Annotated in this window: 24 protein-coding genes and 1 pseudogene; 13 read left to right on the top strand and 12 right to left on the bottom strand. The window is 74.7% G+C overall.

Features of this window, described 5'->3' with window-relative positions:
- The first annotated feature begins 19 nt into the window (after nt 1–19).
- From ACFV5H_RS16025 to ACFV5H_RS16010, 4 genes are all read left to right on the top strand, one after another.
- Nucleotides 20–841: a TIM barrel protein gene (locus tag ACFV5H_RS16025; protein WP_385057797.1), complete on the top strand. Its 822-nt coding sequence runs from the start codon at nt 20–22 to the stop codon at nt 839–841.
- 32 nt (nt 842–873) lie between these two features.
- Nucleotides 874–1788: a 2-hydroxy-3-oxopropionate reductase gene (locus tag ACFV5H_RS16020; RefSeq protein ID WP_385195248.1), complete on the top strand. Its 915-nt coding sequence runs from the start codon at nt 874–876 to the stop codon at nt 1786–1788.
- 466 nt (nt 1789–2254) lie between these two features.
- Nucleotides 2255–2491, top strand: coding sequence for a hypothetical protein (locus tag ACFV5H_RS16015; RefSeq protein WP_085573883.1), 237 nt, complete (start codon nt 2255–2257; stop codon nt 2489–2491).
- 164 nt (nt 2492–2655) lie between these two features.
- Entirely contained in the window at nt 2656–3378 is a 723-nt protein-coding gene (locus ACFV5H_RS16010) for a TIGR04222 domain-containing membrane protein (RefSeq protein ID WP_385195246.1), read from the top strand.
- Between the two features lie 64 nt (nt 3379–3442).
- On the opposite strand, the gene gcl is transcribed toward ACFV5H_RS16010, so the two are convergent.
- Nucleotides 3443–5227: a glyoxylate carboligase gene (gene gcl / locus ACFV5H_RS16005; protein WP_385195244.1), complete on the bottom strand. Its 1785-nt coding sequence runs from the start codon at nt 5225–5227 to the stop codon at nt 3443–3445.
- Nucleotides 5228–5428: 201 nt separating this feature from the next.
- Between gcl and ACFV5H_RS16000 the strand changes: the two genes are divergently transcribed.
- The 3 genes and pseudogenes from ACFV5H_RS16000 (at nt 5429) to ACFV5H_RS15990 (ending at nt 7145) form a co-directional block, all read left to right on the top strand.
- The gene (locus ACFV5H_RS16000; RefSeq protein ID WP_385195242.1) at nt 5429–6097 is read left to right on the top strand and encodes a hypothetical protein; all 669 of its coding nucleotides are present in this window, start codon (nt 5429–5431) and stop codon (nt 6095–6097) included.
- A gap of 43 nt (nt 6098–6140) precedes the next feature.
- A pseudogene (locus ACFV5H_RS15995) lies at nt 6141–6512 on the top strand (GNAT family N-acetyltransferase); the annotation flags it as partial.
- Nucleotides 6513–6629: 117 nt separating this feature from the next.
- Entirely contained in the window at nt 6630–7145 is a 516-nt protein-coding gene (locus tag ACFV5H_RS15990; RefSeq protein WP_385057810.1) for a GNAT family N-acetyltransferase, read from the top strand.
- A gap of 7 nt (nt 7146–7152) precedes the next feature.
- On the opposite strand, the gene ACFV5H_RS15985 is transcribed toward ACFV5H_RS15990, so the two are convergent.
- Both ACFV5H_RS15985 and ACFV5H_RS15980 read right to left on the bottom strand, forming a co-directional pair.
- Nucleotides 7153–8763: an AMP-binding protein gene (locus ACFV5H_RS15985; RefSeq protein ID WP_385195239.1), complete on the bottom strand. Its 1611-nt coding sequence runs from the start codon at nt 8761–8763 to the stop codon at nt 7153–7155.
- Nucleotides 8760–10433, bottom strand: coding sequence for an AMP-binding protein (locus tag ACFV5H_RS15980; protein ID WP_385195237.1), 1674 nt, complete (start codon nt 10431–10433; stop codon nt 8760–8762). Before ACFV5H_RS15980 ends, ACFV5H_RS15985 begins: the two co-directional genes overlap by 4 nt.
- Nucleotides 10434–10583: 150 nt before the next feature.
- On the opposite strand from ACFV5H_RS15980, the gene ACFV5H_RS15975 reads away from it, so the two are divergent.
- The 3 genes from ACFV5H_RS15975 (at nt 10584) to ACFV5H_RS15965 (ending at nt 15393) form a co-directional block, all read left to right on the top strand.
- The gene (locus ACFV5H_RS15975) at nt 10584–11417 is read left to right on the top strand and encodes a response regulator transcription factor (RefSeq protein ID WP_385195383.1); all 834 of its coding nucleotides are present in this window, start codon (nt 10584–10586) and stop codon (nt 11415–11417) included.
- Between the two features lie 156 nt (nt 11418–11573).
- Complete coding sequence (locus tag ACFV5H_RS15970) at nt 11574–14384, top strand: AAA family ATPase (protein WP_385057783.1); 2811 nt, start codon at nt 11574–11576, stop codon at nt 14382–14384.
- A gap of 220 nt (nt 14385–14604) precedes the next feature.
- The gene (locus ACFV5H_RS15965; protein ID WP_385195234.1) at nt 14605–15393 is read left to right on the top strand and encodes a S1 family peptidase; all 789 of its coding nucleotides are present in this window, start codon (nt 14605–14607) and stop codon (nt 15391–15393) included.
- 101 nt (nt 15394–15494) lie between these two features.
- Here ACFV5H_RS15965 and ACFV5H_RS15960 read toward each other — a convergent pair whose 3' ends face one another.
- A complete protein-coding gene (locus ACFV5H_RS15960) occupies nt 15495–16589 on the bottom strand; it encodes a winged helix DNA-binding domain-containing protein (RefSeq protein WP_385195232.1) in 1095 nt (364 codons plus the stop codon).
- A gap of 99 nt (nt 16590–16688) precedes the next feature.
- Here ACFV5H_RS15960 and ACFV5H_RS15955 point away from each other — a divergent pair, with 99 nt between their 5' ends.
- Genes ACFV5H_RS15955 through ACFV5H_RS15945 form a run of 3 tightly spaced genes read left to right on the top strand, consistent with a single transcriptional unit; the run spans nt 16689 to nt 18251 of the window.
- Nucleotides 16689–17618, top strand: a complete 930-nt coding sequence (locus tag ACFV5H_RS15955) for a polysaccharide pyruvyl transferase family protein (protein ID WP_385195380.1) — start codon at nt 16689–16691, stop codon at nt 17616–17618.
- Between the two features lie 59 nt (nt 17619–17677).
- Nucleotides 17678–17998, top strand: a complete 321-nt coding sequence (locus ACFV5H_RS15950; RefSeq protein ID WP_385195229.1) for a DUF3040 domain-containing protein — start codon at nt 17678–17680, stop codon at nt 17996–17998.
- A gap of 52 nt (nt 17999–18050) precedes the next feature.
- A complete protein-coding gene (locus ACFV5H_RS15945) occupies nt 18051–18251 on the top strand; it encodes a hypothetical protein (protein ID WP_385057775.1) in 201 nt (66 codons plus the stop codon).
- A 150-nt stretch (nt 18252–18401) separates the two neighbouring features.
- Here the strand turns inward: ACFV5H_RS15945 and ACFV5H_RS15940 are convergent, their stop codons facing one another.
- The 8 genes from ACFV5H_RS15940 to ACFV5H_RS15905 all read right to left on the bottom strand — a co-directional run bounded on the left by ACFV5H_RS15940 (nt 18402) and on the right by ACFV5H_RS15905 (nt 25296).
- A complete protein-coding gene (locus ACFV5H_RS15940) occupies nt 18402–19298 on the bottom strand; it encodes a glycosyltransferase family 2 protein (protein WP_385050731.1) in 897 nt (298 codons plus the stop codon).
- Nucleotides 19295–20170 carry a glycosyltransferase family 2 protein gene (locus ACFV5H_RS15935; protein ID WP_385050729.1) on the bottom strand — a complete coding sequence of 292 codons (876 nt, stop codon included), beginning with the start codon at nt 20168–20170 and terminating at the stop codon, nt 19295–19297. The genes ACFV5H_RS15940 and ACFV5H_RS15935 overlap by 4 nt, the downstream gene beginning before the upstream one ends.
- A 154-nt stretch (nt 20171–20324) precedes the next feature.
- A complete protein-coding gene (locus tag ACFV5H_RS15930) occupies nt 20325–21323 on the bottom strand; it encodes a glycosyltransferase family 9 protein (RefSeq protein ID WP_385195226.1) in 999 nt (332 codons plus the stop codon).
- On the bottom strand, nt 21320–21577 hold the full coding sequence (locus ACFV5H_RS15925) for a hypothetical protein (protein WP_385195224.1): 258 nt from the start codon (nt 21575–21577) through the stop codon (nt 21320–21322). The genes ACFV5H_RS15930 and ACFV5H_RS15925 overlap by 4 nt, the downstream gene beginning before the upstream one ends.
- Entirely contained in the window at nt 21574–22524 is a 951-nt protein-coding gene (locus tag ACFV5H_RS15920; RefSeq protein WP_385050723.1) for a glycosyltransferase, read from the bottom strand. The genes ACFV5H_RS15925 and ACFV5H_RS15920 overlap by 4 nt, the downstream gene beginning before the upstream one ends.
- Entirely contained in the window at nt 22521–23516 is a 996-nt protein-coding gene (locus ACFV5H_RS15915) for a glycosyltransferase family 9 protein (RefSeq protein WP_385050721.1), read from the bottom strand. Before ACFV5H_RS15915 ends, ACFV5H_RS15920 begins: the two co-directional genes overlap by 4 nt.
- Nucleotides 23513–24295, bottom strand: coding sequence for an HAD-IIIA family hydrolase (locus ACFV5H_RS15910; RefSeq protein WP_385195221.1), 783 nt, complete (start codon nt 24293–24295; stop codon nt 23513–23515). Before ACFV5H_RS15910 ends, ACFV5H_RS15915 begins: the two co-directional genes overlap by 4 nt.
- Entirely contained in the window at nt 24292–25296 is a 1005-nt protein-coding gene (locus tag ACFV5H_RS15905) for a glycosyltransferase family 2 protein (protein ID WP_385195218.1), read from the bottom strand. The genes ACFV5H_RS15910 and ACFV5H_RS15905 overlap by 4 nt, the downstream gene beginning before the upstream one ends.
- Nucleotides 25297–25667: the final 371 nt, after the last annotated feature.

The following is a 25667-nucleotide window of genomic DNA, read 5'->3' as shown; positions in this document are numbered from 1 at the left end:
TTCAGGAAGGGTGCATCCGATGGGATTCGCAGACCAGCGCTTCAACGTCAACCTGTCGATCCTCTTCACGGAACTCCCGCTCCTGGAGCGCCCGGCGGCCGCCGCCGCGGCCGGCTTCACCGCGGTCGAGCTGTGGTGGCCCTGGGCCGACTCCCCCGTCCCCGAGCGGTCCGAGCTGGACGCGCTGCGGAAGGCGGTCCAGGACGCGGGCGTACGGCTCACGGGCCTGAACTTCTACGCCGGGCGGTTGCCCGGACCGGACCGAGGGGCGCTGTCCGTGCCCGGCGAGGAGTCGGAGCGGTTCCGTGCCAACGTCGACGTGGCCGCCGACTTCGCCGGGTCCCTGGGCTGTACGGCCCTGAACGCGCTGTACGGCAACCGGGTCGACGGCGTGGACCCGGCCGAGCAGGACGCGCTCGCCCTGGAGAACCTCGTCCTGGCGGCCCGGGCCGCCGACCGGATCGGCGCGGTCCTGCTGATCGAGGCGCTGAACAAGCCCGAGTCGCCGCTGTACCCGCTGGTGTCGGCCCCGGCCGCCGTGGAGGTCGTCGACAAGGTCGACGCGGCCACGGGTCTGGGCAACGCCCGGTTCCTGATGGACCTGTACCACCTGGCGATGAACGGCGAGGACCTGCCGGCGGTGATCGACCGGTACGCCGGGAGGACCGGTCATGTGCAGATCGCCGACAACCCCGGCCGCGGCGCCCCCGGTACCGGCTCGCTCCCGCTGGAGGACCTGCTGGACCGGCTGCGCAAGGCCGGTTACGACGGCTGGGTCGGCCTGGAGTACAAGCCCGGCGGGCGTCCGAGCGCGGAGGCCTTCGGCTGGCTGCCCCGCTGACCACACCCCCTTGTATCGAGAGGCACCCTCACATGAGCAACCTTCCCCCTTCCTCCCGCCCGACCCGCCCGGCGGTCGCCTGGATCGGCCTCGGCATCATGGGCTCCCCCATGTCCGAGAACCTGATCAAGGCGGGCTACGACGTCACCGGCCACACCCTGGAGCAGGCGAAGCTGGACCGGCTGGCCGCCGCCGGCGGCACCGCCGCCGCCTCCGTCGCCGAGGCGGTGCGGGACGCCGACGTGATCATCACGATGGTTCCCGCGTCCCCGCAGGTCGAGGCCGTCGCGTACGGCCCCGACGGCATCCTGGAGAACGCCCGGCCCGGTGCCCTGCTGATCGACATGTCCTCGATCACCCCGGGGACCTCCGTCGACCTGGCCGCCGCCGCGAAGGACAAGGGCATCCGGGTGCTGGACGCCCCCGTGTCGGGCGGTGAGGCGGGCGCCGTCGAGGCGGTGCTGTCCATCATGGTCGGCGGTGAGCGGGCCGACTTCGAGGAGGCGAAGCCGCTCTTCGAGGCGCTCGGAAAGACGATCGTGCTGTGCGGTCCGCACGGCTCGGGGCAGACCGTGAAGGCCGCCAACCAGCTCATCGTCGCCGTCAACATCCAGGCGTGCGCCGAGGCCGTGGTCTTCCTGGAGAAGTCGGGCGTGGACCTGGCGGCGGCACTCGACGTCCTGGGCGGCGGACTGGCCGGCTCCACGGTGCTGACCCGCAAGAAGGACAACTTCCTGAACCGGGACTTCGCGCCGGGCTTCCGTATCGACCTGCACCACAAGGACATGGGCATCGTCACCGACGCCGCCCGCGCCGTCGGCGCGGCACTGCCCGTCGGTGCCGTGGTCGCCCAGCTCGTGGCGAGCCTGCGCGCACAGGGCGACGGCGGACTGGACCACTCCGCGCTGCTGCGGGCGGTCGAACGGCTGTCCGGCGCGCGGGTCTGACCGGCCCGCGCCACTCACAGACCTCCGGGCGGCGCCGGCGCCGACACCTGTCCTGTCGCGCCCAAGGCGGCGGCGCCGCCCGGAACCCACCCTGCCCACTCGTTCAACGCGAGGACTGAGCACGACGACTCGCGCGCGGCCCCTGACGGGAGGTCGGGGCCGTGCGCGCAGCCCGCGGCGACGCCGTACGGCCCGGATGAGGGGTCACCGTACGGGTGCGGCGGGCGGGACGAGGGCGCCGCGGCGGCGTGCGAGCCAGTGCGGTGGTGAAAGCGGCGGGACTCCTTCTTCGACCTGAGGGGAGGGGCTCCGCGGCCGTCGCCGCCGCCGCGGTCCCTCGGCCGACAGGGCAGCGCCCCTGCCTTTCCGGCGCCCGGATGCGGACGGTCCCGCATCCGGGCGCCTTCCGGTCCGCGGGGGTGCGGATCCGCCCGGCGCGCAGCAGCCTGGGGACATGGCACATCCAATGGCACATCCAACGGAGCATCCGCACATCGTGGTGCACTCCCCCGCCCTGGACGGCTCCCGGCGGGTCACCTCGGACGACGAGACGCTGGGCCTCGCCACGCACGTCGACGACGTGAGCGAGATCCTGCGGCTGGCCGACCTGTACGTCACGGACGTCGAGGAGACCGACCTCATCGAGTGGCAGGGCGGCGGCCCGGACGACTGGCCGGGACTGTCGGAGCACCACGAGCCGTGAGCGCGGCCGCTACGACAAAGTCCGTAGGCGGGTTACGGCACCCTCAAATGAACCTCTGAACCTCGCCTCCCGAGGCTTCGGCGGGCCCCGCGCGCGGAACCATCCCCGCACACGGGGCCCGCCGGCACGGGGGCGGCGGGCCCCCTGTCCGAGGGGGTCCTGTCATGACCGACACCGCGCGCGTCCGGGAAACGCCGCACGAGCTCGCCCTGCTGGCCGGGGGGCCGCGCGCCGCCGTCATCGTGGCCGTCGTCGCCCTGCACCTGCGCGGCGCCGTCGAACCCGGCGCCGCGCACACGGTGGTGGCGGTCGGCAACGAGGCCGGGCGCGCGCTGCCGCCGCTGCCGACGCCGGAGGACGACGTCCCGGCGGAGCTGAGGGTGCCGTACCTGGAGAGCGCGGTGTACCGAAGACTGCACAAGCCTTGTCACGTACGGGAGTTGCTGCGCGACCCGGACGTCCGGTGGGCGGTCGACACGCTGAGGAACGGGCTGGCGGAGACGGGCATGGTGAGTCCGCCGGCGCTGGGTACGACGCGGGCGGCACGCCGTCGACTGCAGGTGCTGAGCACCGCGTCTCCCGTCCCGGCGAGCGGAGACGGCCTCTCCGAGGAGGAGAAGCTGCTGGCCGTCGCCCTGCACGGCCAGGCGGCCCTCCGCGCCGTCGTCCCCCGTTTCGCCCTCCGCGCAGGCCTCACGGAACGCGTCCGCCTCCGCCGCAAGCGCGCCCTGCGCCGCTTCTCCGGCACCCCCGACGCCTCCGGCAGCTCCGGTGGCGGCTATACGGGCCCCCACTACTGCGGCGGCGCGTTCGGCTGCGCGGGCGGCGACGGGTACGGGGGTGGCGGTGGCTGCGGAGGAGGGGGCTGCGGCGGCGGCTCGGACTGAGCCCACGGCGTGAGGGGCGGGCCGTCGCCTGGACGGGCCGCCCCTCCGGGGTGTGCGGGGTGGGTCAGGACTTCAGGGGCTTCACCGAGGTGGGGGCGTGGGCCGGTTCGGTGGCGAGGGGTTCGAACTCGACCACGTTGCTTATGTCGTTGGTGGTCGACATGGCGATGTTGGTGACGCGTTCCAGGATCGCCTCCACGATCACCGGGACGCGGTGTTCCGCCGCGAGTTTCTTCGCCTGCTCGAAGGCCGCGCCCAGTTCGTCCGGGTCGGTCACCCGGATCGCCTTGCAGCCCAGGCCCTCGGCGACCTTGACGTGGTCGACGCCGTAGACGCCCAGCTCCGGGGCGTTGACGTTCTCGAACTCCAGCCTGACCTGGAAGTCGATGTCGAACGCCCGCTGCGCCTGCCGGATCAGGCCCAGGTAGGCGTTGTTCACCAGGACATGGACGTACGGGATCCTGTGCTGCGCCCCGACCGCCAGTTCCTCGATCATGAACTGGAAGTCGTAGTCGCCGGACAGGGCGACGACCTGCGCCTCGGGGTCGGCCTTCGCCACGCCGAGCGCGGCCGGGACGGTCCAGCCGAGCGGGCCCGCCTGGCCGCAGTTGATCCAGTGCCGTGGCCGGTAGACGTGCAGCAGCTGCGCGCCGGCGATCTGTGAGAGGCCGATGGTGGAGACATACCGCGTCTCGGGGCCGAAGGCCTTGTTCATCTCCTCGTAGACCCGCTGCGGTTTGATCGGGACGTCGTCGAAGTGCGTACGGCGCTGGAGGGTGGCGCGCTTCTCCTGCGCGGCGGCCGCCCAGGCGGAGCGGTCGGGCAGCCGGCCCTCGGCCTTCAGCTCCTTCGCCACCTCGACGAACAGCTCCAGCGCGGCGCGCGCGTCGGAGGCGATGCCGTAGTCGGGGGCGAAGATCCGGCCGATCTGGGTGGGTTCGACGTCGACGTGCACGAAGGTGCGGCCGGCCGTGTAGACGTCGAGCCTCCCGGTGTGGCGGTTGGCCCAGCGGTTGCCGATGCCGAGGACGAAGTCGGACTCCAGGAAGGTCGCGTTGCCGTAGCGGTGCGAGGTCTGCAGGCCGACCATGCCGGCGTTGAGTTCGTGGTCGTCGGGGACGACGCCCCAGCCCATCAGGGTCGGCACCACCGGGGTGCCGGTCAACTCGGCGAACTGGACGAGCAGTTCGGCCGCGTCGGCGTTGATGACACCGCCGCCCGCGACGATCAGCGGGCGTTCGGCGGAGTTCAGCATGCCGATCGCCTTCTCGATCTGGGCGCGGGACGCGGCGGGCCTGTAGACCGGGAGCGGTTCGTAGGTGTCCGGGTCGAACTCGATCTCCGTCAGCTGCACGTCGATCGGCAGGTCGATCAGGACGGGGCCGGGCCGTCCAGAGCGCATGAGGTGGAAGGCCTGCTGGAAGACGCCGGGGACCTGCGCGGCCTCCAGGACGGTCACCGCCATCTTGGTGACCGGCTTGGCTATGGAGGCGATGTCGACGGCCTGGAAGTCCTCCTTGTGGATCACGGCGGTCGGCGCCTGGCCGGTGATGCACAGGATCGGGACGGAGTCGCCGGTCGCGGAGTACAGGCCGGTGATCATGTCGGTGCCGGCCGGTCCGGAGGTGCCGATGCAGACGCCGATGTTGCCGGGGCGGGTACGGGTGTAGCCCTCGGCCATGTGCGAGGCGCCCTCGACGTGGCGGGCGAGGGTGTGGGTGATGCCGCCGGAGGCTTTGAGCGCCGCGTAGAAGGGGTTGATCGCCGCGCCCGGGACACCGAACGCGTCGGTGACGCCCTCACGCCTGAGGATTTCGACTGCCGCGCGGGCAGCGGTCATTCGAGCCATCGAGTACTCCTGCTTCGGCTGTCGGATGCGTACTCCCGTCGCGCCCCGCGGCAGTACTTCCGCATGATGGAAAATAACTTCTGCTATCTGGAATGAATGTAGGGTGGGTGGTCGAAGCCGTCAAGAGAGGGGCAAGCGCCGGACACACGGCGGACCGGTGGAGGACGATGGGCACCGCCTCGAGAACACGGGAGTGGGACCATGCCCGAGAGCGTGCCGGTGCGCTGTCCCGCCTGTCGGCGCTCGCACCGCTACACGGCACCGTCGTATCCCTGCGCGTGCGGCGCGCCCGTCACGCCGCCGCTGGACCTGGACGGGGTGCCCGGCCCGGTCGGGCACCGCGCCTGGGACGAGGAGTGGGTCGCCGTGCGGTGCGGGCGCTGCGGGCTCCGTGGCGAGTGGCCGCGGCCCGAACTGGGGTGCCCGTGCGGGACGGTGCTGCTGATCCCGGTGGCCGGGCCACGGGCGTCCGTCCCGGCGGGGCGACCCGAGGCCGCCACCGCCCGTTCCGCGCGGGACGCGGACCGGGACGCGGTCACGGCCGCCGTGCTGCATCTGCGCCGGCTCGGCCACGAGGACGTCCGCCGCACCGGCCGGCGCTCCCCGTCCGGTGTCGGACTGGCGGGCCGTGGCGTCCTCGCCCAGGTCGACCCGTCGGCGCGTCCGGCGACCCCGCGGGACGTGGAGTGCCTGTGGCTGACGGCGATGACCGAGTCCGCCGTCTGCCTGTACTTCACCGTCGCCGGTTACACCGAGGAGGCGCGGGCCCGCGCCGACGCGCTGGACGTCCCGCTGTTCCTGCTCGGCCCCACCGGCACCCCGCAGCCGGTGAACGGCCCCGCCGAGGCGCTGGACGCCGACGGGGCCTGAAAACCCGGCGACGCGTCCGCCACCGGCGGCCGATACTCGGCGGATGCGCATCCGTCCCGCCGAACCCGGTGAACTGCCCGCCCTCCAGGACATCGAACGGGCCGCCGGCGCCCCGTTCCGCGACCTCGCCATGCCGGAGATCGCCGACGACGACCCGCCCGCGCCGGACGTGCTGGAGCACTACCGCCGGGCGGGCCGCTGCTGGGTGGCGGCCGACGAACGAGGCCGGCCCGTGGCGTACTTGACCGCCGAACCCGTGGACGACGCCCTCCACGTGGAGCAGGTCTCCGTCCACCCGGCCGCCGCCCGTCGGGGCGTGGGCCGGGCGCTGCTCGACCACGCCGCCGCCCACGCCCGCGAGCAGGGCCTGACCGCGCTGACGCTGACCACGTTCACCGATGTCCCGTGGAACGCCCCGTACTACGCGCGCCTCGGGTTCCGCACGCTGAGCGAGCCCGAACTCACACCGGGCCTGCGGCGGATCCGCGCCGAGGAGGCCGGGCACGGACTCGACCGGTGGCCGCGCGTGTGCATGCGCAGGGACGTTCCCCCGCACCCGCGGCACGAGTGCCGGACCGCCCGGACGACGATCAGACCGGCGCGCGAGCAGGACCTCCCCGGTTTCCTCGGTCTGGCGGCCCAGGTCGAGCAGTGGTTCGGCCCGATGGTCGAGGAGCCGGGCTTCCACGACGCGGTGCGGGAGCACATCGCCGGCTCCCTGGCGCTCGTCGCCGAGTCCTCGGGACCGGACCTCCTCGGCGGGCTGCTGTTCGGGGGCGAGGCGCCGACGTATCACGTGCACTGGCTCGTCGTCTCGCACCGGGCCCGGGGGAAGGGCGTCGGCGGCGCTCTGATGGCGGAGGCGACGCGCCGGTGGGTGCGCGGGCCGGGTGACATCGAGGTGGTCACCTTCGGGGCCGACCACCCCGGTGCCGTCGCCGGCGGCGCCCGTGTCTTCTACGAGCGGCTCGGCTTCACCCCCGCCGAGGCCGCCGCTCCGGGTCCGGAGGGCGGCTCACGGCAGGTCTTCCGGCGGAAGGTCGACTGACGGCGCGTCAACCCGCCGCGTACCGCTCCCGCAGTTCCACCTTGCGCACCTTCCCCGACACCGTCATCGGGAAGGTGTCGAGGAGCTGGAGCCGGCTCGGGATCTTGTAGTGGGCGAGGCGGTCCGCGCAGAAGGCGCGCAGTTCCTCCAGGGTGAGCGGGTCGGCCGGATCGCGCGGGACGACACAGGCGAGCACCTCCTCGCCGTACCGCTCGTGCGCGATCCCGACGACCTGGACGTCCGCGATCCTCGGGTGCGCGTGGAGGAACTCCTCGACCTCGCGCGGGTAGACGTTCTCCCCGCCCCGGATGATCATGTCCTTGATGCGGCCGACGATCTCCACGTAGCCGTCCTCACGCATCACCGCGAGGTCCCCGGTGTGCATCCAGCGGCCCGCGTCGACGGCCTCGGCGGTCTTCCCGGGCTCGTTCCAGTAGCCGAGCATCACGCTGTAGCCGCGGGTGCACAACTCCCCTGCCGTACCACGCGGTCGGGTCACTCCGGTGGCCGGGTCGACGACCTTGACCTCGATGTGCGGCAGCACCCGGCCGACGGTGCCGGTGCGGTGTTCCAGGTCGTCGTCCATACGGGTCTGGAGCGACACGGGAGACGTCTCGGTCATGCCGTAGCAGATGGAGACCTCCTCCATGTGCATCTCGGCGACCACCCGTTTCATCACCTCCACCGGGCACGGCGAGCCCGCCATGATGCCGGTGCGCAACGAGGTGAGGTCGTACGACGCGAAGTCGGGCAGGTTCAGTTCGGCGATGAACATGGTGGGGACGCCGTAGAGCGAGGTGCAGCGCTCCCGCTGGACGGCCTCCAGGGTGGCCTTCGGCTCGAAGGAGGGGGCCGGGACGACGATGCAGGCACCGTGGGAGGTGGCTCCCAGGTTCCCCATGACCATGCCGAAGCAGTGGTAGAACGGCACCGGCAGGCAGACGCGGTCCTGCTCGGTGTAGCCGACGGTACGGCCCACCCAGTAGCCGTTGTTGAGGATGTTGTGATGGGAGAGCGTGGCGCCCTTCGGGAAGCCCGTCGTGCCCGAGGTGTACTGGATGTTGACCGGGTCGTCGCAGCTCAGCCCGGCGGCGATCTCGTCGAGCCGCTCCGGCGGTACGGCGGACGCGCCCTCGGTCAGCGCGTCCCAGGACGGGTCGCCGATGTAGACGGTCTCCCGCAGGTCCGGGCACGACAAGCGCACCTGGTCCACCAGCGCCCGGTAGTCGCTGCCCTTGTGGGCGAGCGAGGAGACCAGCAGCGAGATCCCGGACTGCTTGAGCACGTACTCCAACTCGTGCGCCCGGTAGGCCGGGTTGATGTTCACCATGATGACGCCGATGCGGGCGGTGGCGTACTGCACCAGGACCCACTCGGGACAGTTGACCGCCCAGATGCCGACCCGGTCGCCCGTCCCGACGCCCTTCGCCAGCAGTCCGCGCGCGACCTCGTCGACGGCGGCGCCGAACTCGGCGTAGGTCCAGCGCCGTCCGGACTCCACGTCGACCAGGGCCTCGCGGTCCGGCCACGCGGCGACCGCCCGGCCGAGGTTGGCGCCGATGGTGTCGCCGAGCAGGGGGGTCGTACTGGTCCCGTGCGCGTAGGAGAGCTCGGTCACCGGAAGTCCTCCTCGCGGTACTCGTCGGTGGAGCCGGCGGCCGTGGCCTCGCGCAGTTCGATGCGGCGGATCTTGCCGGAGACCGTCTTGGGCAGCTCGCCGAACTCCAGGCGGCGGATCCGCTTGTACGGGGCGAGCGCCTCGCGGGAGTGCTCGAAGAGCACCTTGGCGGTGTCCGGGCCGGGCTCCCAGCCCTCTGCCAGCACGATGTACGCCTTGGGCACGGCCAGCCGCAGCTCGTCCGGGGCGGGCACGACGGCCGCCTCGGCGACCGCCTCGTGCTCCAGCAGGGCGCTCTCCAGCTCGAAGGGGCTGATCTTGTAGTCGCTCGCCTTGAAGACGTCGTCCGCGCGACCGACGTAGGTGATGTATCCGTCCTCGTCACGGGAGCCGATGTCGCCCGTCCGGTAGTAGCCGCCGGCCATCGCCTCGGCCGTACGGTCCGGGTCGCCGTGGTATCCGGTCATCAGGCCCACCGGGCGGTCGGAGAGGTCGAGCGCGATCTCGCCCTCGGCGGCGCCGGGCGCGCCGGAGACCGGGTCGAGGAGTTCGACGCGGTAGCCGGGGCTGGGGCGGCCCATGGAGCCGGCCCTGAGGACCTGGCCGGGGCTGTTGGAGACCTGGACGGCGGTCTCGGTCTGGCCGAAGCCGTCCCGGACGGTGACGTTCCAGGCGCGCCGGACCTGCTCGATGACCTCGGGGTTGAGCGGCTCACCGGCGGCGACGACCTCGCGGGGCGGGGTGCGCAGCCGGCCCAGGTCGGACTGGATGAGCATGCGCCACACGGTCGGCGGGGCGCAGAACGTGGTGACGCCGGCCTTGTCCATCTCGGCCATCAGGCGGGACGCGTCGAAGCGGGTGTAGTTGTGCAGGAAGACAGTCGCCTCGGCGTTCCACGGGGCGAACAGGTTGGACCAGGCGTGCTTGGCCCAGCCGGGCGAGGAGATGTTGAGGTGCACGTCGCCGGGGCGCAGGCCGATCCAGTACATGGTCGCCAGGTGGCCGATCGGGTACGAGGTGTGGGTGTGCTCGACCAGCTTGGGGCGGGCAGTGGTGCCGGAGGTGAAGTACAGCATCAGGGGGTCGTCGGAGAGGGTGGGCCCGTCGGGCGCGAAGTGCTCGGCGGCGCCGTAGGCGTCCGTGTACGGCTGCCAGCTCCCGCCGGCGCCCTCCCCCACCGCGATCCGGGTGTAGTCGCCGGGTACCTCGTCGAACTTCGCGGTGTCGGCGGCGCGCGCGATCACATGGCGGACGCGGCCCCTCCCGACGCGGTCGCGCAGGTCGGCGGGGCCGAGCAGCGGGGTGGCCGGAATGACCACGGCGCGCAGCTTCATCGCGGCCAGGGCGGTCTCCCACAGCTCGGCCTGGTTGCCGAGCATCACCAGCACCCGGTCCTCGGCGGCCACGCCCCGCTGCCGCAGCCAGTTGGCGACCTGGTCGGAGCGGCGGGCGAGCGCGGCGAAGGACAGCCGGGTCTCGTCGCCGTCCTCCTCGACGAGGTGCAGGGCGGTGCGGTCGTTGCCGTCCGCGATCACGTCGAACCAGTCGAGCGCCCAGTTGAACCGCTCGGGCCGGGGCCAGACGAAGTCCCGGTGGGCGGTGGCGTAGTCCTCGCGGTGTTCCAGCAGGAAGTCCCGGGCCCTGCGGAACGCCTCCGTCGCCGTCGTCATCTGCTCCTCCTCGTGCCGGACCGTGCCGGACCATTGCCGGGCGGCTCCTCCCCATCGTGTAATCCGTGATGCGTGTCTCACCACCCCCGAACGGGGGTGTGCGCCGCGCGGAGGCCGTGGTGAAGGGGCGAACAGGTGACAGCTGACCCGATGAGGGCGGGCGACGCGGTGGAGATCCGCGGGGCGCTGGCCCGGCTGCGGCGCGCGACCGGGCTGCCGGTCGCCTTCGGCGGACTGGTGGAGCCCGGCCGGCGGCAGGTGCGCATCAGCGAGCTGAGCGGCACCGCGACGCCCGCGCTGAGCGCGCTCGCGGTGACCTCGGGCAACGGTCTGGGCGGCAGGGCGGTGGCGCTCGCCCGGCCGTGCGCGGTGACGGACTACTCCGTCTCGCGGCAGATCAGCCACGAGTACGACCTCCCGGTCGCCGCCGAGGGCCTGCGCGCCGTCGTCGCCGTGCCCGTGGTCGTACGGCGCCGGGTGCGGGCGGTGCTCTACGGCGCCCTGCGCGCGGCGCACCCGCTCGGTGACCGCACGCTCGGCGCGGCGGTCCAGGCGGCGCGGGACGTGGAGCAGGCGCTGGTGGTGCGGGAGGAGGCGGCGGCGCTGATGGCGGCGGCCGGGCCTCGCGCGGGGCGGCCCGACCCGGCGTCCGGGGCGGCCCGGGAGCAGGTGCGGGAGGCGCACGCGGCGCTGCGGGCGCTGGCGCCGCGCATCGCGGACCCCGTGCTGCGGGCCGAGCTGCTTCAGGCGTGCGCCCTGCTCACCGCGGACACCGCGCCGTCCCCGGCGGTGCGGCTCGCGCCCCGGGAGGTGGACGTGCTCGCCTGCGTGGCGGCCGGGGCGACCAACGGCGTCGCGGCGGAGCGGCTCGGGGTGACGGCCGAGACCGTCAAGGCGTACCTGCGGTCGGCGATGCGGAAGCTGGGGGTGCGGACCCGGGGACAGGCCGTGGTCGCGGCCCGCCGGGCGGGGTGGTTGCCGTAGGTTTGCGGTGTTTCCCCGAGGTGGGTATTACCAGCGGTACAACTTTGGATTTCACCGTAGCCCGGTCCGCTGTAATTTGCCTCACTACACGGTCCGTCCGGAATTAAGGAGCCTGTTGCCTAATATTGGCCAGGACACGCCACACGGAGGGGAGCGGTGACCGTGCGACGGGACTTCAAGGAGCCTGCCAGGAGCCGCCCCGACCTGGTCATAGGCCGGGAGGAGCTGTACTCCGAGGCGCGGGAGCAGCTCGCCCGTGGGGGCAGCGTGCTGCTGCACGGCCCCGCGGGAATAGGAAAGTCGACCGTGCTGCGGGCACTCGCGGCGGAAAACACCGGTGCGACGGGGACGGTGTTGCGCTGCTCCGCCACGGAGTCCGAATCCCATCTTCCGTTCCTGGCGCTGGCCGATCTGTTCGGTCTGGTCCTCGACAAGGTGTCCGCCCGGCTGCCCGCCGCCCAGCGCACCGCCCTGGAGTCGGCGCTCACCGGGCGCGGCGAGTCCACCCTCCAGCGGGACGGCCTCGCGCTGCGTCTCGCGGTGCTGTCCATGCTGCGGGCGCTGGCCGCCGAGGGGCCGGTCCTCATCGTCGCCGACGACCTCCAGTGGCTGGATTCCGCCAGTGCCGAACTCCTCGGCTTCGCCGCCCGGCGGCTCGGCGACAGCCCGGTGCGGATGCTGTGCGCGGTGCGCACGGACGGCGAGGAGTACGACCGTCATCTGCGCGCCTGCCCGCCGGACACGCTCGCGGTGCGGCTGGGCCCGTTCTCCCGGACCCAGGTGTCCGCGCTCCTCGACCACCGGGGCTACACCGCCCTGTCCCGCTCCACGGCCCGGGACATCCACCGCACCAGCGGCGGCAACCCGCTGTTCGCCCTCGAACTGGGCCGCGCCCTCGCCGAGAGCCCCACCCGGCCCAGACCGGGCGAGCCGCTGCCGGTGCCGACCTCGCTGCGGGCCCTGGTGCTGAGCCGCCTGGAGATGCTGTCGGACGAGGCGCGCCGCACCCTGCTGGTGGCCAGCGCGGGCGCCCGCCCCACCCTGGCGCTGCTGCACGCGGCCGGCCGGGAGAACGCCGAGGCGGAAACGGCGCAGGCCGCCGCGCTGGGGCTGCTGGCGACGGACCACGAGGAGCCGGCGCTGCGGTTCGCGCATCCGCTGATCTCGGCCGCCCTGTACGCGGAGGCCCCGGCGCGGGAGCGGCGGGCCGTGCACACGGCGCTGTCCACGGCGGCCTCCGACCCCATCGAGCGGGCCCGGCACCTGGCGCTGGCCGCCACCGGCCCCGACCCTGAGGTGGCGGCCCGGCTCGCCGAGGCCGCCGCGCTGGCCCGGGACCGGGGGGCGCCCTCGGTCGCGGCCTCGCTCGGGCTGCTCGCCGCCCGGCACACCCCGGCCGACGGTGATCCCGGCCCCGACGAGCGGCGGCTCCAGGCCGCCGAGGACGCGATCACCGCCGGCGAGGTCGACCTGGCTCGGGACATAGCGCGCGAGGTGCTGACCCGGGCGACGGTGCCGGCGGAGCGGGTGCGGGCCTGGATGGTGGTCATCGAGGCGGCCGGGCAGGCGCTCGGCGAGGTCGACGCCGTGTTCCCGCAGGTGCTGGCCGACGCCGGCGACGACCCCCGGCTGCTGGCCCTGGTCCACTACCAGCTCGCCTGGCGGGAGGTGGTGGTGGACGGCGACTTCGCCAAGTCCCGCCAGGAGGCCGCGCACGCCGCGGAGCTGGCCGCGCGGGGCGGGGACCGGCGCACCGAGCTGATGGCGCTGGCCTTCCAGTCGTCCACCGAGACCCTGATGGGTCACCCCGACGCCCCCGCGACCATCCGGCGGGCGCTCCAGGAGCCCCAGGACCCCGACGTCGCCTGCCACCACAACGGCGCCGCGATGGCGAGGTTCCGCTGGCTGCTGATGAGCGACCAGCTGCCGGAGGCCCGTACGGCCATCACGGCGCTGCTGCGGGAGGCGCGGCGGCGCGGCATGGTGGAGAGCGAGGTGCACTTCTCGCGGCTGCTCGCCGACACCGAACTGCGTTTCGGGCACTGCGGCCGGGCCCTGGACCTGGCCCGCGAGAGCCTGCGGCTGGCCCGGGACTCCGGGATCGGCGAGAGCGCCTCGGCCATGCTCGCCTCGCTCGCGGAGGCGTCGGGCGGGGACGTGGAGCGGGCGCTGACGCTGGCCCGCGAGGCGGCGGACCACGCCGAGGTGGACGGCGACCAGTTGTACCTCTCCCTCGCCCTGGCCGCCCTCGGTTACGCCCAGTTGGTGGCGGGGGACGCGCAGGCCGCGGTCCGTTCGCTGCGCCGGGTGCGGGAGCTGGAGCACGGCATGGGCATCAGCGACCCGGCGCGGGGCCGTTGGCAGGGCGACCTCGCCGAGGCGCTGGTGCGGATCGGTGAGCCCGGCGAGGCGCAGGAACTCATCGACGTCACCCGTGTGCACGCGCTGCGCCTGAACCGCGCGAGTGTCCTCGCGGTGCTCGACCGCGCCGAGGCGCTGGTGCGCGCGGCACGCGGTGAACACCAGGCGGCGCACACACAGTTGGCGTCGGCGCAGGAGCGGCTCGCCAGGCTGGGGTACGGCCTGGAGGAGGCGCGGGCCGCCTTCGCGCTGGCCCGGCTGCGCGGGCGGGGTCCGGCGCCTGCGGTGTACGACGAGGCCGCCCGGCTGTTCCGGCGCTGCCGCGCGCTGCCGTGGCTGCGCCAGGTGGAGCGGGCCGTGGCCGCCGGTCCCACGGAGCCGGAGACCGTGCCCGCCGCCGCGCCGGGTGCCCTGGACGGGCTGGCCGCGATGGAACGGCAGGTCGCCGCGCTGGTGATGGAGGGCGCCACCAACCGGGAGATCGCCGGTCGCCTGTTCATCAGTGTCAAGACCGTCGAGGCGACCCTCACCCGGGTCTACCGCAAGCTGGGCATCCGCTCACGGGTCGACATCGTCCGCCTGGCGGCGGGCCGTCGCACGAAGTAGCACCGCGGGGGGCCGCCGGGTCGCCGCTGGATCACCACTGGGGCAACCGAGGGTTTTCCCTGCCCCAACTCCCCTAGGGGGTTCCCTCATTGGGGCGATCGCGCTCCGGCCCTTAGCGTAACGGCGTGCCGCTCGCCGGGCACACGGGGGCCTGTCCCGAGGCCCTCGTGCTCGACCCCCACCCCGCGCGACCCCCCACCGGCAACCCGTGAGGAGACCCATGTCCGGGCTCACCCGCGCCAAGAAGGCCGCCGCCGTCTGCGCAGCCACCGCTGCCGCCGCGACGGCGCTGATCGCCGCCCCCTCCGCCGTCGCCGCCCCGCAGCCGATCGTCGGCGGTACGACGACCACGACGTCCGCGTACCCGTTCATGATGCAGATCACCGACGCCTCACAGGACCAGTTCTGCGGCGGCACCCTGGTCTCGCCCACCAAGGTGGTCACGGCCGCGCACTGCATGGTCGGCGAGACCACGAACAGCGTGCGTGTGGTCGGCGGACGCACCTACCTCAACGGCACCAACGGCACGGTCGCCAGAGTCAGCAGGATATGGATCCACCCGAGCTACAGAAGCGTCACCCGGGGCGACGACGTGGCCGTGCTGACCCTGTCGACGTCGATGCCGTACACCACGGCGCCCTACGTGTCCTCCTCCGACACCTCGGTGTACGCGGCCGGCACGACCGCCCGCATCATCGGCTGGGGCACCACCTCCTCCGGCGGCAGCTCCTCCAACCAGCTGCGCACCGCGACCGTGCCGACCGTCTCCGACACCGGCTGTCGCGGCTCCTACGGCAGCCGGTACGTGCAGAGCGACATGGTGTGCGCCGGCTACTCCTCCGGCGGTGTGGACACCTGCCAGGGCGACAGCGGCGGACCGCTGCTGATCGGCGGCCGGCTGGCGGGGATCACCTCCTGGGGCGACGGCTGCGCGGCGGCCGGCTACCCGGGCGTCTACACCCGGCTGACCACGTTCTCCGCGGACGTGACGGCACAGGTCAACGGGTGACGGACACCCCCATGAATTCCTGAGTACCCCTCGGGTGGCAAGCCAGGGGGCGTTGCGAGCTTCCACGAGCAGCCCGCAACGCCCCCTCTCCATGCCCGCGTTCACCCCCGCACGGCCCCGAAGCGGATGTCGTACGTCGTCCCCGGGTGCATCACGTGGAGCATCCGCTCCCCCTCCGCGACGACCTCCTCCCGCCGTTGCCCGTCGAGCCGGCCGAACGGCTCGATGACGAGGGCGTGTTCGTCCAGCCGCCACAGCCCCGCCAGGAACCCGTCGACGAGGAGGGCGCGGTGGGCGATGTTGCCCTGCCAGTGGCGGCCCCGGTACTCGGGCGGTACGACGCGGGTGCGGTCGGCGTGGGAGAGGAGCAGGTTGTCGAACTCGGGCAGGAAGCGGGGCGGGGCGGGGGTGTCCGGGCCGGGACGGGGCGCGTCCGGGAGGTCGAAGAGCTCGACGCCGGCCTCGTCGTGGAAGGTGACGAGGTCCGGGCGCAGGCGTTCGAAGGCCTCGCGCAGCCGGGTCAGTCCGGCCCAGGTCTGCATGTCCTTCACGGAGGCCGGCCCGAAGGCGGCGAGGTAGCGCAGCACGGTGGCGTCCGGGGCCGGCGCGGGCTCGGCGGGTTTGCCCAGCCAGTGCTCGGCGGTGGTGAGCGTGACCTGGCCGCTGCGGCCCCACAGTCCGCGCGGGGTGATCTGCACGAGGGGGAGCCTGCAGCGGGCGGCGACGGAGAGGGACTGCGGATCGGCGTCGGGCCACTCCTTCAGCAGGGCCTCGCGCAGCTGTCTCATGGTGCGCGGTTCGGCCTCGACGAGTTCCCGGGCGAGTGCGGCGAGCCGGTCCAGGTCGACGCCCGTGAGCCCCTTGCGGAACTGGGTCAGCTCGCGGTCGCGGGCGGGCTGCACCAGGGGCCGCAGGGTGAGGCAGTCGCGGGCGGTGTGGGTGTGGATGGTCGAGCGCACGGTGACGATGCGGGCGACCGCGCGGCCGGCCATCTGCCGGGACAGCGCCTCGGGCGTGAAGCCGTCGAGGCGGGCGGCGAGCGCGTAGTAGGGCGGCTTGACGTTCTGCGCCTGGAGACCGACGAGATGTCCGACCGCGTCCTCGGCGGACATCGGTGAGCGGCGCAGCAGCAGTTGCCGTGCGAGGGTGGCCCGGTTCAGCGCCCGGGTGCCGAGCGTCTGCTTCGTCGTCGTCATGCCCGCACGCTAGCGGCCGTCGCGGTCGGATCCTGTCCTCGATGGCCGCCGGCTGCGGTGCTGATTGCCTCCCGCCGGAGCGGGGCACTCGTGCGCACTGTGTACGGACGAGAGCGTTCGGGACCGCGAAGGGTCCTGCTGACCGGGTGGTTCAGTTTCCGCGACGGGGAGGCGACCGCCGGGGACGTGCTGGCGCTGCGCCGCGTGGAGGAGGTGCTGCGGGGCGCCGGGATGGCGTACGACGTCGTATGGAGCCCCGGTTTCCGGCCGGAGGCGCTGCACTTCGACGACGTACGGCCCGGCGACTACTCGCACCTGGTGTTCGTGTGCGGGCCGTTGCACGGGCCGCAGGTCGAGGAGTTGCACCGGCGCTTCGCACACTGTGTGCGGATCGCCGTGGGGACGTCGGTGATCGACCCGGGTGGCGCCGCCGTGACCGGCTTCCACCGCGTGCTGGCGCGGGACGCCCCCGGCAGCGAACCGTCCGAGGACCTGGCGGCCCGTGCCCCGGCGGTGTCCGCGCGGCCCGTGGTCGGGGTGGTCCTCACCCACGGGCAGCGGGAGTACGGGGAGCAGCGGCGGCACGGGCAGGTCGCGGAGCAGGTGACGCGCTGGCTGGCCGGGAAGGACTGTGCCCGGCTGGAGCTGGAGACCCGGCTGGACACCCGTGACTGGCATCTGAGCGCGACGCCGGCGCAGGTGCAGTCGGTGCTGGCCCGGCTCGACCTCGTCGTCACCGACCGGCTGCACGGGCTGGTGCTGGCGCTGCGGGTCGGCACGCCGGTGCTGGCGGTGGACCCGGTGGCCGGCGGCGCCAAGGTGACCGCGCAGGCCAGGGCCTGCGGCTGGCCCGCGCTGCTCGCCGCCGAGCAGGTGGACGCGCGCCGGCTGGAGCGGTGGTGGGACTGGTGTCTGACCTCGGGCCGGGTGGCCGCCCGGCAGATGCGTGACGCGTTCCGTGAGGGGCGGGTGCCGGACGGGGCGGACCGGCTGGTGGAGGTGCTGGCGCCGCGCGCCGGCGCCGGTTAGGCGGGACGGCTCCCGGGCACCCGGACGTCCTTGCCCTCGCGGTCGCTGGAGGAGAGACGGTGTCCATCGGTCGGCTCCCTGATCACGAACAGCACATTCTCGACGGGATCGAGCGGGCGCTCAGCCGCGACCGTCGTCTGGCCCGGCGGCTGCGCACGCTCCGGGTCCGCCGGGGACCCGACGTGACGCGCCTGCCGGCACGGATCATGTCCTGCCGTCCGCGCGGCCTGACCGTGGTGTTCCTGCTCGCGCTGTCCGTCGCGCTGATGGTGACCGGCATCGTCACCTCGGCGCCGTGGGCGATCTGGACGTTCGCGGCGGTGTGGCCGCCCGCGCTCTTCGCGGCGTTCCGGCTGCTGTGCCGGTGGTCCGGCGGCTGAGCGTTTGTCCTCCGGGGGCGGCGGGGACCCGGCGCGGCAGGAGGTGATGGTCGTGCCCGAACCCGGAAGCAAGAAGTACGACACCCGCCGGGCCCGGCTCCGCAAGGACGCCGAGGACTCCGGAATCTCCGACCAGGACGCCAACGCGGCCGCCAACGAGGAACTGCAGGAGGGCGAGGGCCTGCGCGGCCGCGGCCCCCGCACGGACCGCGGCCGCGGCCCCGAGGGCGAACGCCCGGGGAGCACGGACTGAGCCCGCGCGCACCGGGGCCCGCCCGTCTTCGGTGATGGGCGGGCCCCGGTGCGCGCAGTGCGGCCCGGCGCCGGCGATGCGCGTGCCGCCCGGTGGGCGTGGCGCCTCTCGGCACCGGTGCGGCGCGAGCCCCGGTGTGCGGGATGCGGCTCAGCCGGTGTAGCGGCGGGCGGTGGAGGTGCGTTGGGTGGGTTCCAGGAGGCGCAGGCGGGACTCGACCTCGTACGGCAGGACCCGGCGTTCGCGCAGGACCCAGGGCAGGGCGGCGGCGGCCTCGGCGAAGGCGCGCAGGGAGGCGGTGTCGCGGGGGACGGTGCGGGCCAGGTTCAGGGTGCGGCGCAGGGCGGGGCGGGCCGGGCGGCGCAGCCAGGTGAACCACAGGGTGTTGCGGATGCCGTGCGTCCGGCGCAGGGTGGCGTCCCGCGCGGCGGACGCCCGGTGGTGGATCGTCAGGTGATCGGCGTAGGTGAGCCACCAGCCGTCGGCCGCCAGGTCGGCGGCCAGCAGCTCCTCCTCGCCGCCGAGCCAGAGGCGCGGATTGAAGCCGCCCGCGGTGCGGAAGGCGTCGGTGCGCAGGACGGTCGCGGCGGCCAGGAAGGAGCCGAGGGCCGGGCCGGGCAGCCAGCGCGGGCCCGGGACGGGCGATTCACGCAGTTCGCGGACGATCGGGTCGTCGGTGCCGTCCGGTTCGACGATGATCCGCGCCGTGACCGAACCGAGCGCGGGGTGCCGGTCGAGCAGGTCGGCGGCACCGGCGAGGGAGCCGGGCGACCACCAGGAGTCGTCGTCGCAGAAGGCCACGTACGGCGTACGGACGTCCCGTACGGCGAGATTGCGGCCGACGGCGCCGAGGTTGCGGCCGGGGCGCAGCAGCCGGACGTCCGGGTGACGGCGGGCGACGGCCTCCGCGGTGCCGTCGGTGGAACCGTTGTCGGTGACGGTCACCGGCGGTTCCTCGGGGAGGGCGGCGAGTTCGGCGAGGGTGCGCAGCAGTTCGGTGCGCCGGTTGTGGGTGATGACGACGACGGTCGTACGGGGGTCGGTCATGCGGTCGTCCTCTCCGGCTCCAGCAGGCGGGCGGCCCGTTCCACGTGCGGGGGCAGCGGCCTGCGCTCGCGCAGGGCCGCCGGCAGGCGGGTGAGGGTCTCCCGCAGGGCGTGCCGGGCCTGGTCGTCGCCGCGCGCCTCGGCCGCGAGGGCCCCGGTGCGGGCGAGGGCGTACGGGACGGGGCGGCGCAGCCAGGCGGTCAGGACCGCGTTGCGGCGCTGGAGCGCCGGGCGTCGGGGGCGGGCCGCGGGGGCCGGGTGGTGGTGGGCGACGACGTCGGGGCAGTGGGTGACGCCCCAGCCGCGCGCGGCCAGGTCGTAGGCGAGCAGGGTCTCCTCGCCGCCGAAGAACAGCAGCCGGTGGAAGCCGCCCGCGTCGAGGTGGGCGCGCCGGCGGACGACGGCACCGCAGGCGAGGAAGCCGAGCACCTGGGTGCCGGGGAGATCGGGGGCCGGGCCGAGGGGGGAGCCGGCGAGGACGTCGTTGAGCGGGTCGGGGTCGGCGGCCGGGCCGACGAGGGTGCGGGCGGCGATCAGGCCGAGCCGGGGGTGGGCGTCGAACAGCTCGGCCGCCCGGCCGAGGGCGCCGGGCGCCCACCAGGAGTCGTCGTCGCTGAACGCCACGTACGGGGTGTCGAGGGCGCGGGCCCCGTGGTTGCGGGCGAGAGCGCCGTGGTTGACGGGCAGCGCCAGCACCCGCACCTCGGGGAAGTCCCGGGCGGTCATGGCGCGGGTGCCGTCGGTGGAGGCGTTGTCGACGACGAGGATCTCGGGCCGCTCGGGCAGGGAGCGCAGCTGCCGGAGGGTGGCGGCGAGCCGCTCGCAGCGGTCACGGGTGGCGATGACGACGCCGAGCCGCGGGTGATCGGTCATGGTGCGTGCTCCCTTCCGCCGGCCGGCCCCGCACCGGGGACGGTCCCCGGCCGCACCCGGCCGCGGTCCGCGGACGGGACGGTCGACGCGCGCCCCCCTCCCGGAAGCGGACCGCCGACCGGCCGCGCACGTCCGTGATCCGCGGACGGGGCGGTCATGGTGTGGTCCCCCGTGTCGAGGGTCGGTCGCCGGGCAGTCGGTCGAGGGCGTGCAGGACCTCGGTGGGGGTGATGCGGAGGAGGGCCGGGTCGGGGTGCCGGCCGTGGGGGTCGCCCTTCGGGCCGTGCCACAGGGAGAGGTGGCGGGGGTGTGCGGGCGGCCCCCACCGGGTGGGCGGGACGGGGCCGAAGAGGGTGACCGTCGGGGTGGCGTGGGCGACCGCCAGGTGGGCGATGCCGGTGTCGCCGCTGACGACGGCGCGGGCGCCGGCGACGAGCGCGGAGAGCCGGTCGAAGGGCAGGCCGCCGGCGAAGACGTCGGTGTCGGGCAGCCGGGCCTCCTTGGTGAGCCGCGCCACCAGGTCGTCCTCGTCCGCTCCCCCGGTGACCACCACCCGCAGCCCGCGCTCGCGCAGGACCTCCGCGACGGCCGCGTACCGCTCCACGGGCCAGCAGCGCGCGGGCGCTCCCGCGCCGGGGTGCAGGACGACCGCGCCGGGGGCGGGGGACGCGGCGTGCGGGCGGGGCAGCAGCAGGTCGGCGGGGTCGGCGTCGATGCCGTACGAGCGCAGCAGCCGGCACCAGCGGTCCCGTTCGTGTTCGTCCGCGTACCAGGGCGGGCCCTCGATCTCCGGGGTCTCCGGGTGCGCGAACGCGAACAGCCGCAGAGGGCGCAGGTCCTGCAGCAGGCGGTGGCTGGGCGGCCCGTTGCCGTGCAGGTCCACGGCGACGTCCGGGGGCGGGCCGGTCCAGTCGAGGGCGCGGGGTACGGCCCGTCCGGGCGCGGCGGCGGGCAGTACCCGGTCCACCGCTCCCGTGGCCCCGGCGGCCGGCGCGAGCCCGGCGGGCGCCGCCAGCACGAGTTCGTGCTCGGGGAACCCCCGCCGCAGTGCCCGCAGCGCGGGAACCCCGGCGAGCAGGTCACCGAGCCCCAGGGCCCGCAGGACCAGGACCCGTGGCCGCTGGGTGCGCGTCCGTGCGCGCGTCCCCTTCATCGCGGGGCCTTCGCGGCACGGGTCAGCGGGCCGGTGGAGGAGCGGCCGTCCAGGCCCGGCGGGAGGACCGCCCGGCCGCCCCGCTCCTCCGGGAGGGACGCCTCGGGCAGGCCGGTGGCGGCGTGGTCGCCGCCCTCGACCCGGACACCGGGGCGCAGGCCGGACAGGAGGTGTTCGGAGGTGTCCTCGTCGAGGACGGCGCCGGCGTCGACGCCGGGCGGGCTCGCGTGTGCGGACACCAGGGTGATCCTCATCGGGTCACCTCCTTCAGCAGCCGCTCCCAGTCGTCCAGGAAGCGGGGCAGCCCGTAGCGGGCCAGTGCCGCCGCGCGGGCGCGCTCACCGGTGCGGCGGGCGTGCGCCGGGTCGGCGACGAAGTCCCGCACGGCGTCGGTCAGTACGTCGACGCGGTTGGACACCGCACCGGCGCCGGGCGGTACGGCCTCGGCGACCTCGGTGGTGGCGAGGGCGACGACGGGCATGCCGAGGTGCATGGCCTCCAGCAGGGACAGGCCGAGGGAGGTCCAGCGCACGGGGTGGACGTAGACCCGGCGGCGGGCCAGCGCCCCGTGGAGTTCCGCCTGGGTCAGTTCGTACGAGCGGCAGCGGTCGGGGGGCAGGCCGAGGTGGCCGGCCAGACCCTCGGTGCGCATGCCGAACACGTCGAGGGGCGCGGCGTCGGCGAAGGCCGGCAGCAGGTCGGTGCCGGTGGTACGGCCGCGCCGCACCGGCTCGTTGACGACGACGGCGGCGTGCGGGAGTTCGCCGGTCCACAGCGGTCCGGGGTCGACGATGCCGTGTTCGACGACGGTGGCGGGGGTGCCCCGGTCGTCCCACATCAGGCGGTTGAAGTGGGTGACGTGGACGAGGGTGACCCCGGGGATGTCCGCGGCGGGGTGGCGGGTGTCGGGCACGTCGCCGTGCGGGGCGTTGTGCTCCAGGTAGACCAGCGGCGGGCGGCGGCCCAGCCACTGGTCCACCAGGGCGAGTTCGTGCGGCCGTTGCAGGACGACGACGTCGATGTCCTCCTCACGGAGGCGCTCCGGGGGCACCTCGACGACCGAGTCGGGCCAGTCGAAGGTGCGGGCGCGGCCGAGTCCGTCGGGTCCGCGGTCCGGGGTGACGGGGACGACGTAGGTGTGCGGGCCCCGCACGAAGGCCGTGGTCCACGACCCGTGCACATGCCACAGCAGGATCCTCATGTCACCTCCACGAGCTTGTCGACCGCCGCGACGACGTCGAGCGCGGTCACGGTGTCCAGGCAGGGATGGCCGGGTACGGGGCAGTTCCGGGCGCGGGTCCCGGCGCAGGGTGCGTCCTGGTCGCCGAGCAGCACGTACGGCACCCCGTACGGCCGCCAGCGTCCGGCGGGGACGACCGGCGCGAACAGGGACACCACCGGGGTGTCGACGGCGGCGGCGAGGTGGGCGGGACCGGTGTTGCCGGTGACCACGCAGGCGGCCCCGGCGAGCACTCCGGCGAGTTCGGCGGCTCCGGTACGGCCGCCGAGGTCGACGGCCCGGCCGCCGGCGACGTACGCGGTCAGGTCCCGTTCCCCCGCGCCGCCGGTGACGACCACCCGGCGTCCGGCGGCGGCGAGTTCGCGCACCGCCTGCGCGCAGCGGTCGGGGCTCCAGGCGCGGGCGGGGACGCTGGCGCCCGGGTGGACGACGACGTACTCCCCTTCCCCGGAGCCGGTCAGCGCGCCGGTCGCGGGCGGCGGGAGCACCCGCAGCCGTCCGTCGTCGACCCGGGGGAAACCGGCGGCCTCGGCGAGTTCGAGCGCGGCCTCGGCCTCGTGGGCGTGGGGGGCGCGGTGGTGGCGTACGTCGAGGAGGGAGCCGGGGTGGTCCTCGCTGTCGGCGGCGATGAAGCGGACGCCGGCCAGCCGCAGCAGCAGGGCGGTGGGCAGCGGGGACTGGTGGAAGGAGGTGAGGATCAGCGCGCTGTCGGCGTCGACGGCGTCGACGATGCCGTCGATCTCCTCCCGGCTGACCTCGGGCGGCTGGAACCCGGTCCACGGCGAGTCCCAGACGAGCACCTCGTCCACTCCGGGCAACAGCCGCGCGGCGGGCGCCCCGTGCGGCCCGCACAGCAGGGTCACGGTGTCGGCACGGGCGGCGACGGCCCGCACGGCGGGCCCGGCGAGCAGCACGTCGCCGAAGCTGTCGAGCCGGGTGACGAGGGCTTTCACACGGACCTCCCCTGCGGCACGCACTCCACGCCGGGGCCGGCCGGGGGCGCCGGCACGTCACGGGCGGGACCGGCCGGACGGCGGACGCCGACGGACGCCGAGCCGGCCGGGGCCCCTCGATCGCCGGAAGCGGGGCCGGCCGGGCGGCCTTCCGCGTCCGTCCCGGCGGCGGCCGGGGCATCGTCCGGGCCCGCGCTCCCCGGCGGCGCTTCCCCGGCCGGGCCGGTGGGCGGTGGGGAGGCCGCGGGCCCGTCCCACGGTGGGGTGTTCAGGAGCAGGTGTACCGCTGTCCTGAGGTCCGGGACCACGTGGGGGGCCGCGAAGGTTTCCTCGGGGCGGGTTTCCGGGGTGGGGACGAGGAGGGCGTGGGCGCCGGCGCGGTGTGCGGCCTCCACGTCGGCGCCGATGTCGCCGATGACGACGCAGTCGGCCGGGTGCGCGCAGACGCGGCCGGCGGCCCAGAGGATCATGCCCGGCCGGGGTTTGCGGCAGTGGCAGCCGTCGTCGGGGCCGTGCGGGCACATGGCCCAGACGTCGAAGGGGCCGAGGAGTTCCTCGACGCGCCGGTTGACGCGGCGGGCGTCGGCCTCGGTGAGCAGTCCGCGCGCGATGCCGGACTGGTTGGTGACGACACCGGTGCGGATGCCGCGTGCGCGCAGCGCGTCGAGCGCCTCGCGGGCGCCGTCGACGGGCCGTACCAGGCCGGGGTCGGCGTTGTAGGGGACGTCGTGGACCAGCGTGCCGTCGCGGTCGAACAGCACCGCCTTCACCGGGCTCATCGGGCCACCTCCTGCCAGGCCGGGGCGTTGCGGTGGCGCCAGGCCCCGGCCAGCCGGTGCCAGGTCGCGGCGGGCGGGATGACGACGCTGGTGGCCAGCATGGTGGTCACCTCGTCACGGGTGCGCGGTCCCGGCACGATGCGGGCGCGGGCGAACTCGGCGGTTCCGGCGGCCCAGCCGAGCGCGCAGGCGGTGGCCGCCCGGCGGTGCCCGGCGGCGGCAAGGGCGCAGGCGGCGGCACCGGCGGCGGTGATCGCGGCGTGCCGGCGGATCCGGCCGCGCGGCGCGACCGCCTTGTCCCACCAGCCGGGACCGTGCAGCCGCCGCATCAGGGCGTCGTCGGCGTTGCCGCGCTGCTGCCCCACCGACGCCCAGCGGGAGGCGGAGCGCACCGGGTGCAGCGTGGTGCGGCGGCCCTTGCGGATGCGCCAGCCGGCGTCGAGGAGGCGCAGCGCGAGGTCGGCGTCCTCGCGGAAGGCGCGGGGGAAGCGTTCGTCGAAGCCGCCGACCTCCATGAGGGCCTCGGTGCGGTAGGCCATGTCGGCGGTGATCCAGCGGGCCCGGGTGAGTCCGGCGGTGCCGCGTTCCCAGTCGGTGGGGCGGCGTTCGCCGGGCAGCGGCACGGTGATGACGCCCTGGACGCCGGCGGTGTCGGGGGTGGCCTCCTCGAGGTCCTGGACGAGCTGCGCGCACCAGTGCGGCCCCACCTGGACGTCGTCGTCGAGGAAGGCGACCCAGGGCGCGGAGACGGCGCGCAGCCCGGCGTTGCGTGCGGCGGCGGGCCCCCGGCCGCCGGTGGCGACGGTGGTGGTGCGTTCGCGCAGGTCGCCGAGGACGGTCAGCGCGTGGGCGAGCGCGTCGGGCGCGGGATCGGGGTCGGGCCGGTCGTCGACGAGGACGATCTCGCCGGGGCGCGGCCCGCGCGCCGCGGCCAGCGCGGCGAGACAGTCGGCGAGGGTGTCCCGCAGCAGGGTGGGGACCACGACGGCGTACGACGTCATCCGAACGCCCTTCCCCCGCGCACCGCGCAGGGCCCGATCGCGAGCAGGTCGACGGGGGCGGAGCCGAAGCACTCCAGGGCGTCGATACCGGGGATGCGCATGTGGGGGGTGCTCCGTCCCTGCGAGAAGTGAGCACTGCGGGGGTGCGGGTGCCGCACCCGCAGTCGTCTCAAACACATGGAGACAACTCGAACCGTTCTGTACGAGTACGCACCTGTATGCACCACCGTCGGGTGGTGGGCAACCGCGCGGGCCGGGACGGGTGAGGCGGCTCGGGCGGCCACGGACCGCGAGAACCGGCCGACGGTGAGTCCGAGGCCTTCGCTCCAGCCGGTCCCGGGCCGCCGGTCCAGGCGCTCACGGGCCGGCCG

The sequence above is a fragment of the Streptomyces sp. NPDC059787 genome, from assembly GCF_042732315.1.
In the GTDB taxonomy this organism is placed as follows: domain Bacteria; phylum Actinomycetota; class Actinomycetes; order Streptomycetales; family Streptomycetaceae; genus Streptomyces; species Streptomyces atrovirens.
Note: the sequence above shows the minus strand (reverse complement) of the source record. Positions and strands in the feature narration are given on the sequence as shown.

Excerpts from the sequence above, each read along its gene's own strand:
- ACFV5H_RS15935 (WP_385050729.1), bottom strand. The coding sequence starts at position 20,170 with ATGACCGATCACCCGCGGCTCGGCGTCGTCATCGCCACCCGTGACCGC.
- ACFV5H_RS16020 (WP_385195248.1), top strand. The coding sequence starts at position 874 with ATGAGCAACCTTCCCCCTTCCTCCCGCCCGACCCGCCCGGCGGTCGCC.
- ACFV5H_RS16025 (WP_385057797.1), top strand. The coding sequence starts at position 20 with ATGGGATTCGCAGACCAGCGCTTCAACGTCAACCTGTCGATCCTCTTC.
- gcl (WP_385195244.1), bottom strand. The coding sequence starts at position 5,227 with ATGGCTCGAATGACCGCTGCCCGCGCGGCAGTCGAAATCCTCAGGCGT.
- ACFV5H_RS15920 (WP_385050723.1), bottom strand. The coding sequence starts at position 22,524 with ATGAGGATCCTGCTGTGGCATGTGCACGGGTCGTGGACCACGGCCTTC.
- ACFV5H_RS16010 (WP_385195246.1), top strand. The coding sequence starts at position 2,656 with ATGACCGACACCGCGCGCGTCCGGGAAACGCCGCACGAGCTCGCCCTG.
- ACFV5H_RS15925 (WP_385195224.1), bottom strand. The coding sequence starts at position 21,577 with ATGAGGATCACCCTGGTGTCCGCACACGCGAGCCCGCCCGGCGTCGAC.
- ACFV5H_RS15910 (WP_385195221.1), bottom strand. The coding sequence starts at position 24,295 with ATGAGCCCGGTGAAGGCGGTGCTGTTCGACCGCGACGGCACGCTGGTC.
- ACFV5H_RS15990 (WP_385057810.1), top strand. The coding sequence starts at position 6,630 with ATGCGCAGGGACGTTCCCCCGCACCCGCGGCACGAGTGCCGGACCGCC.
- ACFV5H_RS15940 (WP_385050731.1), bottom strand. The coding sequence starts at position 19,298 with ATGACCGACCCCCGTACGACCGTCGTCGTCATCACCCACAACCGGCGC.
- ACFV5H_RS15930 (WP_385195226.1), bottom strand. The coding sequence starts at position 21,323 with ATGAAGGGGACGCGCGCACGGACGCGCACCCAGCGGCCACGGGTCCTG.
- ACFV5H_RS16015 (WP_085573883.1), top strand. The coding sequence starts at position 2,255 with ATGGCACATCCAACGGAGCATCCGCACATCGTGGTGCACTCCCCCGCC.
- ACFV5H_RS15980 (WP_385195237.1), bottom strand. The coding sequence starts at position 10,433 with ATGACGACGGCGACGGAGGCGTTCCGCAGGGCCCGGGACTTCCTGCTG.
- ACFV5H_RS15965 (WP_385195234.1), top strand. The coding sequence starts at position 14,605 with ATGTCCGGGCTCACCCGCGCCAAGAAGGCCGCCGCCGTCTGCGCAGCC.
- ACFV5H_RS16000 (WP_385195242.1), top strand. The coding sequence starts at position 5,429 with ATGCCCGAGAGCGTGCCGGTGCGCTGTCCCGCCTGTCGGCGCTCGCAC.
- ACFV5H_RS15905 (WP_385195218.1), bottom strand. The coding sequence starts at position 25,296 with ATGACGTCGTACGCCGTCGTGGTCCCCACCCTGCTGCGGGACACCCTC.
- ACFV5H_RS15960 (WP_385195232.1), bottom strand. The coding sequence starts at position 16,589 with ATGACGACGACGAAGCAGACGCTCGGCACCCGGGCGCTGAACCGGGCC.
- ACFV5H_RS15975 (WP_385195383.1), top strand. The coding sequence starts at position 10,584 with ATGAGGGCGGGCGACGCGGTGGAGATCCGCGGGGCGCTGGCCCGGCTG.